17 protein-coding genes are annotated in these 17,510 nt (G+C 27.0%); 14 read left to right on the forward strand and 3 right to left on the reverse strand.

What is annotated here, in order from left to right; all coding sequences use genetic code 11:
• Nucleotides 1-5 precede the first annotated feature (5 nt).
• The 8 genes from ABHC41_RS06730 (at nt 6) to ABHC41_RS06765 (ending at nt 10,035) form a co-directional block, all read left to right on the forward strand.
• Nucleotides 6-755, forward strand: coding sequence for a glycosyltransferase family 2 protein (locus ABHC41_RS06730; protein WP_195237168.1), 750 nt, complete (start codon nt 6-8; stop codon nt 753-755).
• Between the two features lie 16 nt (nt 756-771).
• Nucleotides 772-1,677, forward strand: coding sequence for a glycosyltransferase family 2 protein (locus ABHC41_RS06735; RefSeq protein WP_092923957.1), 906 nt, complete (start codon nt 772-774; stop codon nt 1,675-1,677).
• Nucleotides 1,678-1,725: 48 nt separating this feature from the next.
• The gene (locus ABHC41_RS06740; protein WP_092923960.1) at nt 1,726-2,478 is read left to right on the forward strand and encodes a glycosyltransferase family 2 protein; all 753 of its coding nucleotides are present in this window, start codon (nt 1,726-1,728) and stop codon (nt 2,476-2,478) included.
• Between the two features lie 98 nt (nt 2,479-2,576).
• Nucleotides 2,577-3,872 (forward strand): UDP-glucose/GDP-mannose dehydrogenase family protein, encoded by a 1,296-nt coding sequence (locus ABHC41_RS06745; RefSeq protein WP_271892583.1) that lies wholly within the window; start codon nt 2,577-2,579, stop codon nt 3,870-3,872.
• 45 nt (nt 3,873-3,917) lie between these two features.
• A complete protein-coding gene (locus ABHC41_RS06750) occupies nt 3,918-5,006 on the forward strand; it encodes a glycosyltransferase family 4 protein (RefSeq protein WP_271892580.1) in 1,089 nt (362 codons plus the stop codon).
• A 141-nt stretch (nt 5,007-5,147) separates the two neighbouring features.
• Nucleotides 5,148-6,599 carry a nucleoside-diphosphate sugar epimerase/dehydratase gene (locus ABHC41_RS06755; RefSeq protein WP_330383784.1) on the forward strand — a complete coding sequence of 484 codons (1,452 nt, stop codon included), beginning with the start codon at nt 5,148-5,150 and terminating at the stop codon, nt 6,597-6,599.
• An 86-nt stretch (nt 6,600-6,685) separates the two neighbouring features.
• A complete protein-coding gene (locus tag ABHC41_RS06760; protein WP_271892577.1) occupies nt 6,686-7,693 on the forward strand; it encodes a C40 family peptidase in 1,008 nt (335 codons plus the stop codon).
• Between the two features lie 254 nt (nt 7,694-7,947).
• The gene (locus ABHC41_RS06765) at nt 7,948-10,035 is read left to right on the forward strand and encodes a family 10 glycosylhydrolase (RefSeq protein ID WP_271892575.1); all 2,088 of its coding nucleotides are present in this window, start codon (nt 7,948-7,950) and stop codon (nt 10,033-10,035) included.
• Nucleotides 10,036-10,149: 114 nt separating this feature from the next.
• Here ABHC41_RS06765 and ABHC41_RS06770 read toward each other — a convergent pair whose 3' ends face one another.
• On the reverse strand, nt 10,150-11,160 hold the full coding sequence (locus ABHC41_RS06770) for an LCP family protein (protein WP_240275591.1): 1,011 nt from the start codon (nt 11,158-11,160) through the stop codon (nt 10,150-10,152).
• A gap of 182 nt (nt 11,161-11,342) precedes the next feature.
• Between ABHC41_RS06770 and ABHC41_RS06775 the strand changes: the two genes are divergently transcribed.
• The 6 genes from ABHC41_RS06775 (at nt 11,343) to ABHC41_RS06800 (ending at nt 14,804) form a co-directional block, all read left to right on the forward strand.
• Entirely contained in the window at nt 11,343-11,978 is a 636-nt protein-coding gene (locus ABHC41_RS06775; RefSeq protein ID WP_092923981.1) for an RsiV family protein, read from the forward strand.
• Between the two features lie 16 nt (nt 11,979-11,994).
• A complete protein-coding gene (locus tag ABHC41_RS06780; protein ID WP_166505935.1) occupies nt 11,995-12,507 on the forward strand; it encodes an amidase domain-containing protein in 513 nt (170 codons plus the stop codon).
• A gap of 114 nt (nt 12,508-12,621) precedes the next feature.
• Nucleotides 12,622-13,197: an accessory gene regulator B family protein gene (locus ABHC41_RS06785; protein ID WP_092923990.1), complete on the forward strand. Its 576-nt coding sequence runs from the start codon at nt 12,622-12,624 to the stop codon at nt 13,195-13,197.
• A gap of 4 nt (nt 13,198-13,201) precedes the next feature.
• Nucleotides 13,202-13,324, forward strand: coding sequence for a cyclic lactone autoinducer peptide (locus ABHC41_RS06790; protein ID WP_195581402.1), 123 nt, complete (start codon nt 13,202-13,204; stop codon nt 13,322-13,324).
• Between the two features lie 96 nt (nt 13,325-13,420).
• On the forward strand, nt 13,421-13,543 hold the full coding sequence (locus ABHC41_RS06795; RefSeq protein WP_195928487.1) for a cyclic lactone autoinducer peptide: 123 nt from the start codon (nt 13,421-13,423) through the stop codon (nt 13,541-13,543).
• 1 nt (nt 13,544) lies between these two features.
• Nucleotides 13,545-14,804 carry an ATP-binding protein gene (locus tag ABHC41_RS06800; RefSeq protein WP_166505933.1) on the forward strand — a complete coding sequence of 420 codons (1,260 nt, stop codon included), beginning with the start codon at nt 13,545-13,547 and terminating at the stop codon, nt 14,802-14,804.
• A gap of 168 nt (nt 14,805-14,972) precedes the next feature.
• Here the strand turns inward: ABHC41_RS06800 and ABHC41_RS06805 are convergent, their stop codons facing one another.
• On the reverse strand, nt 14,973-16,127 hold the full coding sequence (locus ABHC41_RS06805; RefSeq protein WP_271892564.1) for a DHHW family protein: 1,155 nt from the start codon (nt 16,125-16,127) through the stop codon (nt 14,973-14,975).
• Between the two features lie 10 nt (nt 16,128-16,137).
• Complete coding sequence (locus ABHC41_RS06810) at nt 16,138-17,364, reverse strand: MBOAT family O-acyltransferase (RefSeq protein ID WP_330678263.1); 1,227 nt, start codon at nt 17,362-17,364, stop codon at nt 16,138-16,140.
• Between the last annotated feature and the right edge of the window lie 146 nt (nt 17,365-17,510).

Consider the following 17,510-nt stretch of genomic DNA (forward strand, 5'->3'; position numbering starts at 1 on the left):
ATGATATGAAAAAAAGTTTAGTATCTATAATTACTCCCATGTACAATTCAGGAAAGTTTATAAAATATACAATAGAATCTGTTTTAAATCAAACTTATGATTATTGGGAAATGCTAATAATAGATGATTGTTCGACTGACAATGGTCCAGAAATTGTAAAACAATATATGGAAAAAGACTCAAGAATAAAATATATAAGAGTAGAAACTAACCAAGGAGTTTCTAATGCAAGAAATATAGGATTAAGTCAAATGCAAGGACAATTTATAGCATTTTTAGATAGTGATGACATATGGGAAAAAAATAAATTAGAAAAGCAAATATCATTTATGAAGAAAAATAATTGTGTAATATCTTTTACATCTTACGAACTTATAAATGAAGAAAATCAAAAACTAGATAAGGTTGTTAGAGTACCGAAAAGTGTAGATTACAAAACCCTACTAAAAGGAAATATACTAGGTTGTTTGACAGTTGTAATAGACAGATCAAAATTAGATTTTAAGGTAAAAATGAGTGGTGCTAAACATGAAGATTATGTACTATGGTTATCTATACTTAAAAAAGGATATTTAGCTTACGGAATAGATGAAGTTTTAGCACAATACAGAAAATCAGCAACATCTCTTAGTGGAAATAAAGTAAAATCAGCAATGTGGACTTGGAACATATACAGAAATATAGAAAAAATACCACTACATAAATCTATATACTACTTTATAAACTACGGAATAAATGGAATTAAAAAAAGTTAGGAAGGACATAAGATAAATGTATAAATATAAATTTACTATTTTTACACCAACTTATAATAGAGGGTATATATTAGCTAACCTTTATGAAGACTTAAAAAAGCAAACATATAAAGACTTTGAATGGCTAATAGTAGATGATGGTAGTACAGATAACACTAAAGAATTAGTTGAAGAATTTAAAAATGAAGGAATATTAAATATAAGATATATAAAGAAAGAAAACGGTGGAAAGCATACAGCTATAAATACAGGGGTAAGAGAAGCTAATGGAGAGTTTTTCTTTATAGTAGATAGTGATGATGGATTAATGCCTGATTCTATGGAATTAGTAGAAAAAGAATGGGAAAAGTTAGATAACAAGGAAGAGTTTTGTGGTGTAGTAGGTCTTTGCGCTAGAAAAGAAGATGGACAAACTCTAGGTACAGAGATTCCAAAAGAGCATAAAATAAGTCATTTTGCTCAGTTATATTATAAATTTGGAGTAAAGGGAGATAAAACTATAGTATTTGTAACTGATATATTAAAGAAGTATCCATTTCCTGAAAGAGAAGGAATAAAATTCCTACCAGAAAGTGTTGTATGGTATGAAATTTCTAAATATTATAAAGTAACATGTATAAACAAACACATGATAATAAGAGAATATTTAGAAGATGGATTAACTAAAAATATCCTTAAAAAAAGCGCCTTAAAAGGAAGAGCTTTAGAGTATTTATATTTAACAAATCAAAATACTTATCCAATAAAAGATTTTCCATACATGTGGATTAAGAATTATATAAACTTAGCTAGATATTCATTATTATCAGATAGCAAGTATTTTAAAGAAATAAATAAAATAGGGGATAAAATAATGTATATACTATGCTTCCCTTTAGGTTATTACAAATATTTAAAGCAAAGAAAATTTGTAAAGGAGTAACTTATTAATAGCAAATAAGATTGCTACTAGATAAGGAGAGTATAAAATATGAACGAACCATTAGTATCGATAATAACTCCTGTATATAATGCAGAAAGATTTCTAGGTGATACAATAAAATCGATACAAAACCAAACATATAAGAATTGGGAACTTGTATTAGTTGATGATTGTTCAAAAGATAAATCTTCTGATATGATAAAAGAATTTCAAGCTAATGATGACAGAATAAGATATATAAAGCTTGAGAAAAACTCAGGAGCATCTGTATCGAGAAATACAGGAATAAAAAATGCAAAAGGAAGATTTATTGCATTTGTAGATAGTGATGATATATGGCAACCAGAGAAGTTAAAAATACAAATAGAATATATGCTAGAAAATAAATTAGGGTTTACATTTACATCATATAGATATATGAAAGAAGACGGGAGATTAACAAAGAAGGTTGCAAAGGCACCTAAAAAAATAAACTACAAAGGACTATTAAAAAATACAATAATAGGATGTTCAACTGTAGTTATAGATAAAGAAATAGTTGGTGAGTTTAGTATGCCATTAGTAAGAAGAGGTCAAGATACGGCAACTTGGTTACAAATACTTAAAACACAAGATTATGCTTATGGTATAGAAAAAGATTTAGTAAACTATAGGCTAGTGGGAGATTCTTTATCAAGTAATAAAATAAAAGCACTTAAAAGAACATGGAATACTTATAGAAACGTAGAAAAATTAAGTGTACTTAAAAGTTCTTATGTATTTTGTTTTTATGTAATTAATGCAATTAGGAAAAGATTATAAAATATACACAAATTATATTTATAAAGAAATTTGAAATTTTCCTCCCTTAAACAAACTTAAGTGAAGGAAATTTTATATACATTTTGGAGGAGAAAGTCATGAAAATTGCAATAGCTGGAACAGGATATGTTGGTTTAGTGACAGGAGTATGTCTAGCTGAAGTAGGACATGAAAATGTAGTATGTGTTGATGTTGATGAAAAAAAGGTAAATCTTATGAAGTCAGGTATAGCACCAATATATGAAAAAGACTTAGAAGGTTTAATGAAGAAAAATTATAAAGAAGGAAAAATAGATTATACTACTAACTACAAAGAAGCATATAAAGATGCCGATGTAATAATGATAGCAGTTGGAACTCCAGAAAGAAGAGATGGCTCTGCAAATTTAGATTATATAAAGAAGGTATCTAAACAAATTGCAAACTCAATAAAAAAAGACACTTTAGTAGTTATAAAATCTACAGTTCCAATAGGGACTAATGAAAAAATAGAAAAGTTTATAAAAAATAACTTAAAAAATAATGTAAAAGTAGAAGTAGCATCAAATCCTGAGTTTTTAGCACAAGGAACTGCTGTAAGAGATACTTTACATGCATCTAGAATCGTAATAGGTGTAGAAAGTGATTGGGCTAAAGACAGATTAGAAAGTGTATATAGTCCATTTAATCAACCAATAGTAGTCACTAATAGAAATAGTGCAGAAATGATAAAATATGCATCTAATGACTTTTTAGCGCTTAAAATATCTTTTATGAATGATATAGCAAACCTTTGTGAAATAGTAGGAGCAAATATAGAAGATGTAGCTAAAGGAATGAGCCTAGATGAAAGAATAGGAGATAAATTCTTAAAAGCTGGTATAGGATATGGTGGTTCTTGTTTTCCAAAAGATACAAAAGCGCTTCACTGGCTGTCTACTCATAATGGATATGAGCTAAAAACTGTTAAAGCTGCAATAGAAGTAAATGAAGCTCAAAAACTTAGATTAGTAAAAAAATCAGCAGAGTTAATTGATAACTTTGAAAATCTAAAGGTAGCTGTATTAGGTCTTACATTTAAGCCAGGAACAGATGATTTAAGAGAAGCACCATCTATAGTAAATATTGAATATTTATTAGAAAGAGGTGCCAAGATAACAGCTTATGACCCTGTTGGTATAAATAATGCTAAGAAGATATTTAAAGATAATATATCTTATTCTACAAGTATAGATGAAGCAATAGAAGAAGCAGATGTTTGTTTCATAATGACTGAATGGAAAGATATTCTAAATTATGATATATCTAAATACAAAGAAAAAATGAATAAACCTTTAATACTTGATGGAAGAAATTGCTACAAAATGGAAGATATGAAAAGCTTAGGTATAGAATACTACTCTATAGGTCGTTAAGTAGAGATATTCAAATATTAGTATAAATCAAGAAAGGTAAATAATATGAAAACTATATGTTACTTAGCAGATGGGTCAAATCCACACACTATTAAATGGTGTGATTACTTTAAAACAAGAGGATATAATATACATGTTATATCCTTAAATGGTGGAAAAATAGATGGGGTTAAGGTACATGACTTTAGCGCTAATGTAGAAGAATTAAGAAATGAAAGTATATTAAAAAAATCAGGCTATATAAAGTATATAGGTGAAATTAAAAAGCTTGTACATGAGATAAAGCCAGGTATACTACATGCACAATATGCAAGTAGCTATGGATTTATAGGAAGTTTTTTAGGATATCATCCATACATAATATCTGTATGGGGAACAGATATATATGATTTCCCTAACAATGGAATAATACAAAAGCAAATTATAAAGCATAATTTTAGAAAATGTGATTATATATTTTCAAATAGTAGAGATATGGCAAAGGAAGCAAATAAATACACAAACAAACATGTAGATGTAACTTTCTTTGGTGTAGACATGGATAGATTTAAGCCTATAGATGTTAAAAAAGATGACACATTTACAATAGGAATAATAAAAAGCCTTGAGAAAAAGTATGGAATAGAATATCTTATAAAAGCATTTAAAGAATTAAAAGATGAATATCCAAATAAAAAACTAGCATTAAAAATAGGTGGTTCAGGAAAAAATGAAGAAAACCTAAGAAATTTAACTAAAGAATTAAAGTTAGAAGACAGTGTTGAATTTTTAGGGAGAATAGCACCTGATAATATTGCTAAGACTTTCTCATCTTTTGATGTTACAGTATTCCCATCATTAAGAGAAGGATTTGGAGTTGCAGCTATAGAATCTCAAGCTTGTGAAGTTCCTGTAATAGTTACTAATGTAGGGGGACACCCTGAATCATTAGACAACAATAAAACAGGATTTATAGTTGAGCCTAAAAGCCCTACACAAATAAAAGAAGCTATAATAAAGTTTATGAATGATGAAGATTTAAGAATAAAAATGGGAAAAGAAGGCCGCAAATTTGTTAAAAATAACTATGAAATAAATCTAAACTTTGGAGATATAGCTAAGATATATGAGAATATATTAAATAAATCTAAATAAATTATACATTTTTTATTATTAATGATATAATAAGCATAGTTAGTGGCTTAGTCTTAAATAAACGCTGTTTATAGGGGGCTAAGCCTTATTTTGTAATTTCTTTGCAAAATTTGTAGTATGGAGGGGATTTATTTGAGCAGTATGAATTTATCAAAAGATAATATATCAAGAGTCTTAATTATTGGTGGAGGATGTGCTGGTGAGATGGTAATACATGAACTAGAAAGAAATCCACAATTAAACAAAAAGGCTATAGCAATAATAGATGATGATTTATCTAAAATAGGCAAAAAAATTAATAATATAGAAATAGTTGGAACAAGGGATGATATAGATAAGGTTATAGAAGAATACAATATAGATGAAATTATATTTTCAATAGCAAATATATCAAAAAAAGAGAAAAAAGAAATAATGAACATCTGTAAAAATACAGAATGTAAAATAAAAACAATACCGGGGATTTATGAAATAATAGATGGAAAAGTTGATATAAAACAAGTTAGAGATGTAGATATAACGGATTTACTGGGAAGAACACCTATAGAAGTAGATTTTAAGATAATGGGTCAATATATACAAGATAGTACTGTATTAGTTACAGGAGGGGGAGGTTCAATAGGTTCAGAGCTTTGTAGACAAATATCTCGTTTAAGACCTAAAGAACTTATAATAGTAGATATATACGAAAATAACCTATACAATATCCAACAAGAGCTATTAAGAGCTTATGGAGATACCTTAAAAGTAAAAGCAATAGTAGCATCTGTAAGAGAAGAAAAAAGAATGGAAAAAATATTTGAAAAGTATAGACCAAATGTAGTATTTCATGCAGCAGCACATAAGCATGTTCCTTTAATGGAATTTAGCAAAGGAGAAGCTATAAAAAACAATATATTTGGTACTTTAAATGTAGCTATGCTTGCTAGCAAATATAATGTTAAGAGATTTTTACTAATATCTACAGATAAAGCAGTAAACCCAACTAATATTATGGGTGCTACAAAAAGAGCTGCCGAGATGATAATACAAACTCTAGATGAAAAAAGTGATACAGAGTTTGTTGCAGTTAGATTTGGAAATGTGTTAGGAAGTAATGGAAGTGTTATACCATTATTCAAAAAACAAATAGAAGAAGGCGGACCAGTTACTGTAACTCATCCAGAAATAATAAGATACTTTATGACAATAGAAGAAGCAGTAGGTCTTGTTATACAAGCAGGTGGTATGGCAAAAGGAGGAGAAATATTTGTACTTGATATGGGAGAACAAGTAAAAATATTAGACCTTGCTAAAAACTTAATAAAGCTTAGCGGACTAGAACCAGATATAGATATTGAAATAAAGTTTACAGGATTAAGACCAGGTGAAAAGTTATATGAAGAACTTTTACTAGAAGAAGAAGGGTTAAGTGATACAAGACATAAAAAAATATTTATAGGAAGTAGAATAGAATTTGATACAATGCAGCTATTTGAAGGATTGGACAAGCTTTATCATTTAGTTAAAGAAGAAGATGAAGATGGATTAGAAGAGGCTATGAAAGAGCTAGTATCAACATATAAAAATCCAGAAGAAGTAAATGTATTATAAAAAAGTAACAAAATTGTTACCATATATTTGAAAAAAATGTAAAATAGTGATACAATTAATTTATAAAAAATAATGAGGGGTGAATTATGGGGATAAGAAAAGAGAAGAGAAGCTTAATAACAAAGGCTACAAGTATGATGATACTTTCAGGTAGCTTACTTATAACTGCTAATAATCAAGAAGCTTATGCTGATACAGCATCGAGCCAATCATATATAAAAAGTACTATACAAAAAGGAACAGTATACAACTGTGGTTCATTAAATGTAAGAAAAGGACCAGGAACATCAAATTCGATTATAACAAAGGTATACTCAGGAAACACTGTTGAGATACAAGAGAAAAATAGCAATGGATGGTATAAAATAAAGACTCCAAATGGTCAAATAGGTTGGGTTAGTGGTGCTTATATAAGATTAGCATCAAATAATAACCAGGGTAGTAGTGTAGCTAGCAGCCAACCTACTCAAGCTATAAATAAAAATGGAGTGGTATATAACTGCGATTCATTAAATGTAAGAAAAGGACCAGGAGCATCAAATTCGATTATAACAAAGGTATACTCAGGAAATAGTGTTTATATACAAGAAAAACACAGTAATGGTTGGTACAAAGTAAAAACTTCAAACGGCCAAGTAGGTTGGGTAAGTGGATCTTATGTAAAAATACAAGAATCAAATAATAACCAAAACAACAATCAAAACAATCAAGTAACAAATAATAATAAAGCTAAGAAAATAGTAGATTTAGCTCATAAGCAATTAGGAAAGCCATATGTATGGGGTGCAGAAGGCCCAAGTAGCTTTGATTGTTCAGGATTAACATCATATGTATACAAAAATGGTGCAGGTGTAAAATTACCTAGAACATCTAAATCTCAAGGTACTGTTGGAAGATATGTTAGCAAAGCTAACTTAAAGCCAGGTGATTTAGTATTCTTTGCATCAAATGGAAAGACTATAAATCATGTTGGTATATATATAGGAAATTCGAAAATGATACATTCTCCTAAGCCAGGTCAGAATGTTAGAATAGATAGTATAAGTTCTGGATATTATGCGAAAAACTACTTTACAGCAAGAGCTGTATTATAGAATATAATAAACTTATATTAACTAAAGATAATATCAAAAAAATATTAGGGTATTTTATTAGGGCTAAAGCTCTGATAGAATACTCTTTTTTAGTAAAAATAAGCTATAAAAATATTAATTAAAATAAATATAGTAAATAAATTTTAAACTAATAGAAATTTTTGTGACATAGTATATAAATTGACTGGATAAATGTGTTTCTATATACTATAAATTAAGTTTAAAATTTGGATTTTATATAATAGGGGGAAGAAATGAAGAAACTAAAAGCATTTATAGTATCTTTTTTAATGATACTATCAGCATCAACTGTCAATGCATCAGCAAGTGACAAAGAGATGAGAGCAGCTTGGATATCAACAGTTTACAACATGGACTGGCCTAGTAGTAAAAATAATGAAACTGCTCAAAAAAGAGAGTACATAGAATTATTAGATAAGCTAAAATCTGTGGGAATAAACACAGCAGTAGTTCAAGTTAGACCAAAGGCAGATGCTATTTATAAATCAAGCATAAATCCTTGGTCAGAATACTTAACAGGTACACAAGGTAAAGACCCGGGTTATGACCCATTACCATTTTTAATAGATGAGGCGCATAAAAGAGGCATGGAGTTTCATGCATGGTTTAATCCATATAGAGTAACAACTAGCGGAACTGATTTAAGTAAACTAGCAAGTAGCAATCCAGCAAGGTTACATCCAGACTGGGTACTTAAGTGTAAAAATGGAAGAAATGAAGCGCTTATATACAATCCAGGGCTTCCTGAAGTTAGAAAGCATGTAGTGGATTCTGTTAATGAGGTTGTTAAAAATTACAATATAGATGGAGTTCACTTTGATGACTACTTCTATAGAAGTGGTATAGATGATAGTGACACTTATAATAAATATAAAAAGCCAGGACAAAGTATAGAGGACTGGAGAAGAGAAAATGTAAATACTTTATTAAAAGAAGTTAAAAATTCCATAAAAGAAATAAAGCAAAATGTAGAGTTTGGAGTAAGCCCAAAAGGTATTTGGAGAAATAAAGATAGTGATCCAACAGGTTCAGATACAAGAGGAGCCGAAAGTTATTCAGATGACTTTGCAGATACAAGAACTTGGATAAGACAAGGCCTAGTAGATTATGTAGTTCCTCAGCTTTATTGGCCTATAGGATACTCTGCAGCTGATTATTCAAAACTAGTTAGCTGGTGGGCAAATGAAGTAAGAGGATACGATGTAGATTTATATATAGGACAAGGTGTATACAAAAATGGTACAGGAGATTACCCAGGTCAAGATGTAGCAGGAGAAATTAAAGAACAAATAAACTTAAATAGACAATACAGTGATATAAAAGGAAGTATGTATTTCTCAGCACGTGATATAGTAAAAAATTCTAAACTTCAAAGTGACATGAAAGACCTTTATGTAAATAATATAAAAATAACAGAGCTTAAAGGAGAAGATAGATACGAAACAGCGTGTAAAATAAGCAAAGAAGGATGGAAAGAAGGAGCAAAAACTGTAATACTTACAAATGGTAATTCAGTAGTAGATGGAGTAACAGCTACACCACTTGCATCAGTAAATGATGCTCCAATATTACTAGTTCAAAAAGACGGTATACCAACTTCTACAAAAGATGAAATCAAAAGATTAAATCCCAGTAATATAATAGTTATAGGTGGAGAAGGTTCTGTAAATAATAAAGCAATGGATGAATTAAAATCTATATTACCAAGTGTGTCATTAACTAGAATAGGTGGCATAGATAGATATGAAACATCTCTTCAAATAGCTAAAAGAATATCAGAAAAAGTTGATATAAATAAGGTATATTTAGCAGGTGGATATGGTGAGGTAGATGCATTATCTATAGCATCACAAGCTGGTATAGATAAACAACCTATAATATTATCTGGAAAAGATAGTTTAAGCGAAAATGTATATAATTGGTTAAAGTCACAAGGTATACAAGAGGCTTATTTTGTAGGAGGAAAAACTGTATTATCTGATGAAGTTATAAAACAAGTAAATAAAATAACTTTAAATAATGTATTAAATAATAGAATATCTGGTGATGATAGACAAGAAACTAATGCAAAGATAATAGGAAAGTTTTATCCTCAAAATAAATACAACACATTACTAGTAACAAAAAGCAACCCACTAGTAGATGCACTAACAGCAGGACCATTAGCTGCAAAACTTAATTCTCCTATTGTTATCTTAGGAGATACTATTAGTGAAACTCAAAAGACTGTATTAGGTGTAAAAAATACACAAAGCATACACAAAATAGGTGGGGGAATAAATGATACTGCCTTTAATAATGTAGTAAATTTAGTTAAATAATAGTAGATTGTTAATAAAAAAGAGTTATTCTATTTAACTAGAATAACTCTTTTATTTATATAATTATAATAAAAACACCCTATAAAAGTTTATAGGGTGTTTTTAATTAAAAATCTATTTCATATTAGGATTATCTTTAGGCATTATATCCTTGAAGATAAAGTCATGTAGTATATCTAAACTATCTGGAGTAAATTCAAGTACCCATCCAGTTTGATGACTTATAATATGACCTGTACTGTGAACACCATCATCTATAGGGAATTCCATTTGCTTTAACTCTAAATTACCCATACTTAAAACTTTAGTACCTAATCCTATTATTTCAGTAGGACTCATGTTAGTTCTAACATAAGGAAGTATAGTATTTAATAACTCAGGGTATTTAGTTACAGGTAAATTCTTAACTCCGTTTATTAGACCTTGTATAACATTTCTTTGTCTTCTATCTCTTTCAAAAGCAGAGTCATTCTTTCTTATACGAGAGTAAGAAAGTAATTGGTATCCATTAAGTTTTTGGTTACCAGCATGTTCTATATACTTAATTTCACCTTTATTAGGGTCATTATCCCACTTATAAGTTTCTGGTATAAACTTATTCATTTCTTTTATTTCATTTTCTTTAACATCTACTTCAACGCCACCTAATGCATCAACTATATCCATAAATGAATAGAAGTTAACAGTAGCATAGTCTTGAATATCAACTTCGAAGTTTTTCTCAATAGTTTCTATAAGTAAGCTTTCTTTTCCATATGCATAAGCATGTGTAAGTTTTTGTTTTCCATGTCCAGGAATATCAACATATGCGTCACGAGCTAGTGATGTAAGTTTTAAACTCTTATTCTTGTTATCAATAGTAAGTATCATCATCGTATCAGATCTTGATGTTTTTTCACCAGGTCTTTCATCAGTACCTATTAATAGTATATTAGTAATTCCTTTTTCATTTTTATATTGATTGTTGTTCAATATATCTGAGTTTACACTAGAATCATGAATACTATTTAGTTTAAAGTATAGATATCCAAAGGCTGCTAAAGGAAAAGCAACAACTAGTACAGCCAAGAATATAACGAACTTTGCCAAAGGTGAAAGCCTTTTTTTATTCTTCTTTCTCGACAAAATAATCCCTTCTTTCTTTATCATTTTCCAACAATATACTTATTATATTAAAGTATAGCAATATATTCAATAGTATATATGTAACAAAAAATATACAAATATAACTTTATATATAATATATATCAAAATAAAGAACCTATTCATATAAAGTAATAAAGGTAAAAATAAAGAGGTGGAAGTAAATGTTATATGTTGATAAAAACCAAATCAACGAAGTGCATAAAGGAATATCTTATAACTTGAACTATCCAATTATACAAACTGAAGGTATAAACCATAATAAAGTAAATAAACTTAACAAAGATATGTATGAAGATGTAGAAACATTTAAAGAAGTTATAGAATTACAAAATGAATTTGACTATATAAACATAAATAAAAACATAATGTCAGAGTATAGTGTACATTTAAATACTGAAGATATGATAAGTATAGTTATAGAGTTTTCTCAAATAGCTGGACTATATGGAATAAGTTATATAAATTCATATAACTATGATTTAAAAGAAGGTAAATATATAACATTAGATGATTTATTTAAAAAAGACAGCTACTATATAAAAAGGATAAATGAAAAGATAATAGATAATATAGACTCTATACTAGAGAGGTATTGTTATGATGAAGAAGATATTGAAGGTTTTTTAGGAATAACAAAAGACCAATCTTTTTATATAGAAGAAAATGCAGTGGTCATATGTTTTTCTAGTTATGAGTTTGATAAATTAATATCTACACCGATAGAATTTAAGATTAGTTTTTATGAATTTGAAGATTATTTAAGTGATTATGCAAAGAAAAAAATATGCAGAAAATAATTTTTAGGGGGATAATATGCTAAAAGAATATGATAGAGAAAAAGCAGTAGCTTATGCTAGAAAATGGGCACTAGATCATAATCCTGATTATGCAAACTATGAACTTTATGGAGGTGACTGCACAAATTATATATCGCAGTGCCTAAGGGCTGGGAATATTCCTTTTGATAATATTGGAGAACATGTACTTAAAAAATGGTATTGGTATAGTGAATATTCAAGAACTCCAACTTGGACAGCAGCAGAGCCTTTTTATAAATATGTAGTAGGTAATAATAGCATCTCAACTGAAAACTATGGAGTATATGCAAGAGATGCAGTATATAATGAATTAGAGCTAGGAGATATAGTGCAACTTGTATATGATAATGTAGCATATCATGCAATGATAGTTACAGACATAATATTAGAAGGTGAATATTTATTAGATTACCTTATATGTCAACATACTTATGATTTACTCGATTATCCCCTTAGTTTAAAAGAGGGAGAGAGAAGATATATAAAAATATTAGGATATTACCAATAATATGAAATATATTGTTGAAATAAAAGTGTTCTCTAGCTATAATATTACAGAGAACATTTTTATTTTAAAATATTAATTTATAAAAAAATTAAAATATATAAAAAGGGAATATAAATGATTAGAGAAAAAATAAGAAGTTTTACAGAAGATGTTTGTGATCATAATGGATACACAAACGAAGTAAAAGAGGAAATTGAGTATACATTAAGTATATTTTTATTTGAAATAACAAAAATATTTATTGTTATATTATTATTTTCTTTATTAGGTCTTTTTAAAGAGATATCTTTAGTAATGATTGTCATGGGACTTACAAAACCATTTACAGGTGGATATCATGAAAGTACACAAATTAAATGCCTAGTAGCAACAATTATTCTATCAGGGATTATTATTATTTTATCTATAAATAATAATTTAAATTTTATTAGTATTATACTATTAAATTTAATAAATATATTTAGTGTATATCATCAAGCACCAATAATTAATGAAGATATGCCACTTACTAGGGAAGATTTAATAAGAAAAAATAGAATTATTGCAACAATAAGTTGTACTATATTCTTTATAATAGCTTTAATATTAAGCTCAAAAGGAATTTATAGTAGTATTATAACATGGACATTAGTTATAGACTCATGTCTTATGTTTAATAAAAAATATAAAATCAAAATTAAGGGGGACTAGCAAAATGAAAAAAATAATGGGTGGATTAATGTGTTTATTATCAGTGGTTGTTATGAATACAGGAGCAGCTTCTCTTTTATTAGTAGGAACTGAAAAAATGCCTGAATCGATGAAAAACAAGAGGTAATATGTTAACTATAGCAGATAACATGGACATTAGTTATAGACTCATGTCTTATGTTTAATAAAAAATATAAAATCAAAATTAAGGGGGACTAGCAAAATGAAAAAAATAATAGGTGGGTTAATGTGTTTATTATCAATAGTTGTTATGAATACAGGAGCAGCTTCTCTTTTATTAGTAGGGACTGAGAAAATGCCTGAATCAATGAAAAACAAGAGGTAGTATGTTAAATATAGCAGACATAACAAATTCTATAATACAGTCTATATTAATAAGTTATTTTCCGTACTACTGTTTGAAAAAAGAAGGACTAATTAGCAAAAAGGATGGAACTATTAAATTTATACTTACAGCTATAGTTATATTTGCAAATATAATTATAGTAACTAAATTAATAGGAGGAACATCTTTATCTATAATTATAATGAATATACTTAACATGGTTATAATAGCATGTTCTTATTTTAACCATTATAGTAAAGCAATAACTTCATATTTTATAATATACATTATAATGCAAATGTCTGTGATAATAGCTGGGAATATACATTGGTCATATACACAAGATCTATTAAATAATCCTGAATTATCTACAATATTGACTATGTATTTACCAATGTATACAATAGAAATACTTATATTGGTATTTAAAAATAAAATATATTCAATATATAATATTTTTAGTAGATATAAATATTGCTTTGAAGTTGGAGTATTTTTCGTACTTTCTTTTGACTATATACTTTCTTTATCATTAATCATACATGGAAATGATAGTGTTGTTTTTAAGAATTTAATAATAATTAGTTGTATTGTATTTTTAATATCACTATTTATGTATGTTTTAAGTATAAACAAAAAAATTAATGAAATAGAAAAGTTAAATATAGCATTAAGTAATAAAAATAATGAACTTAAAAAAATAAAGCATGACTATGGTTCACAAATCTCTTACATAAATGGACTATATATAATGGAACAATATGAAAGATTAGGTGATCTTCTAAAACATATAATAAATGGAAATAATCAAGTATCAGGTAATATAAAAATTATATCAAATGAAAATTCTATAATTACATGTATAGTTAATTCTTTCGATTTTAAAGATATAAACATAATAGTAGAAGAGGAAAGCGACATCCAAAACTTAAATATATCAGAGTATGATCTGCAAAAAATACTATCAAATATAATAAGTAATTCTATAACAGCATTAGGCAATAATGGTTTAATCATTATAAAGACATATAAAATATTTAATAATATATACATAAGTATTAAAAATAATGGACCTAAAATAGAAGATAAAATAATTGATAAAATTTTTGATGAAGGTTTTACAACGAAAACAGATATGAATAAAAAAGAAAATGGGTTTGGATTAGCAATAGTAAAAGAATTAGTGGAAAAGAACAAAGGAAAGATTTATGTAGATAGCAATGTTGATTATACAGAATTTAAAATATTATTTTCAGTATAAAATATAGTTGTCATAAATTTTTACAGACGGTATTTTATCATCAGGGGTACTATAGCAAAACATAAAGGGAATATTTTAAATATATAAATAAATATTTAAGATAGTATAAAAGCTATGAACTGTATAGATTAAACTATACATTTCATAGCTTTTTTAATAATGTTTATTTTAAAGTATATTTCTATAGAGATTATAAGTATTTATACTTTGTAGATTATGTATATAAAGAATTTTATCAATATTATTTTCACTTAAGTACTTATCTATATCTACCTTATAATATCTAGGGTCAATAACATGTATCTTAGCATAATCATAAGCTAAAAAGGGGATAAAGTTATGAGCATAAGAATCTTTAAATATTAAAATTTCACCATATCCACTACCATCTATAAGACATATACCAGGATCTCCATGAAGAAAGTATTGATATTTATTTTTTCCACTTAGCTTATCTTTATCATACAAAGTATTGTATTTTTTATTAAAATCAATAGTTATATTAAAATTGTTATATTTATCATAAGAGTATATATCATCACCTTTTATCATAGGTAGCATTGCCCTTGAGTAATAGGTACCATAAAAGTTATTAGATACTTTATTATAATCTTTTGAAATATTATCTATATTAAGTGTATTATTCATATCATCATAAGCTATTTTTGCCCCAAGCTGAGTCCAATGATGGTCTGTATTAAAGTATATTGGTAATTGTTTATACTTATTTAAAACACTATAAGGAGTATAAAAATTAATAAAACTATTACCATTAGATAGCTCTATGTCTTTAGAAATAGAGATTATATTATTATTTATATAATTTAGGGTATCATATTGATTATCAGTTATAGCCCAAGAAGGAAGTTCATCTTTATAAAAGGCTATAGAATTAGGTACTATCATTAAGGTAGAAGATATATTATATTTATCGTAAACATATTTTGACATATTTATGACCTGGGAAATATTTTTATCTATTATATCCTTATTAAATACAAACTTTTGCATAAGTCTATGTTTTTTTCCTAGATATATTTCTCTAAATTCTCTTTGCCCTACTAAATAACTAAAAGAATTTTTTATTTCTAAAAAATTAGCTCTAAGCGGAAATTGATCAGAAGTATAGTTATCAAAATCCTTAAAGAATCTTTTACTATAAATATCTTCTAGAGAAATTTGTGGAAACTGAGTAAGTATTTTATTTTCTATTTCACTAATTTTTTTATCTTGAGTAAATAATGTACTTAAAGGTACTATAAATATAAAAGCAAAGAAAAAAATTAAAGTCATAAGTTTTAAAATATTATAATTCTTTTTCAAAGCTTACCTCCTAAAATCTAAAATATAGAAATGGATTGAAAGAGGAGTCTACTAAAAATGAAGTCGCCACTATAAATCCAACAATTAAAGTTATAAATCTTAAAATTTCATATTTATCTAGAATTATTTTTATAATAGGAGTAGATGCTATTATAGAAAAAGCTATTAAAATTATATTAGGTATAAAATAATAATAAAAAGTACTATCTACAAAGGTATTATTAAAACTAAACATAGAGCTTAAATAGATTAAAATATTATTAATATCTGTTATCTCAAATATAACAAATCCTATAATAACTAAAAACATAACATATATATGACTTAAAAACTTAGGTAGTTTTTTAAAAATTTCTAATAATAATAATTTTTCAATTATTAGAATAATACCAAAGTAAAGTCCCCACAATATAAAGTTAAAGCTAGCCCCATGCCAAAGCCCAGTTAAAAACCAAACTATAAAAATATTAAAAATCCATCTACTCTTACTACATCTATTACCGCCAAGAGGAATATATAAATAATCTCTAAACCATATACCAAGACTTATATGCCATCTTCTCCAAAATTCAGTTATAGATTTTGAAATGTAAGGAAAATTAAAATTCTCTAAAAGGTCAAAACCAAATATTTTACCAAGACCTATTGCCATATCAGAATAACCTGAAAAGTCAAAGTATATCTGAAGAGTAAAGCAGATTATTCCAAGCCAAGCTGTTAAATTAGATAAATCATTAAAAGGTATAGATTTAACACTAAACCATATAGCACCTAGATTATTTGCAATTATTACCTTTTTTAATATACCTATTATAAATCTATAAACGCCCTCATAAATTTTATCAAAACTAATACATCTATTAATAAGTTGATGTGATATATCGTGATATCTAACTATAGGTCCTGCAACTAGCTGTGGAAATAGTGTTATAAAAGTACCTAAGTTTATTATATTTTTTTGAACAGGAGAATCATTTCTATAAATATCTATACTATAAGACATAGTTTGAAATGTATAAAAACTAATACCAATAGGAAGACTAAGATTTAATAAAGGTATATTTAAATTGATTAAACTATTTAGTATAGATATAAAAAAATCACTATACTTAAAAAAAACAAGTAAGCTTAAATTAATAATAATAGAAGATATTAAAGCTAACTTAGATTTAAAAGTTCCTCTGTATTTATCAATTATTAGAGCATGTACATAGTCAACTATACAAGAAAACAACATTATAAAAATATATACAGGTTCTCCCCATGCATAAAATATTAAACTAAAAACCAAAAGTACTAAATTTTTTATCTTATTAGGAGATATAAAATAAAAAAATAAAACTAATGGTAAAAAATAAAATAAAAATGTTATACTGCTAAAAA

It is taken from the genome of Romboutsia sp. 1001216sp1, assembly GCF_039841805.1.
Lineage (GTDB): Bacteria > Bacillota > Clostridia > Peptostreptococcales > Peptostreptococcaceae > Romboutsia_C > Romboutsia_C hominis.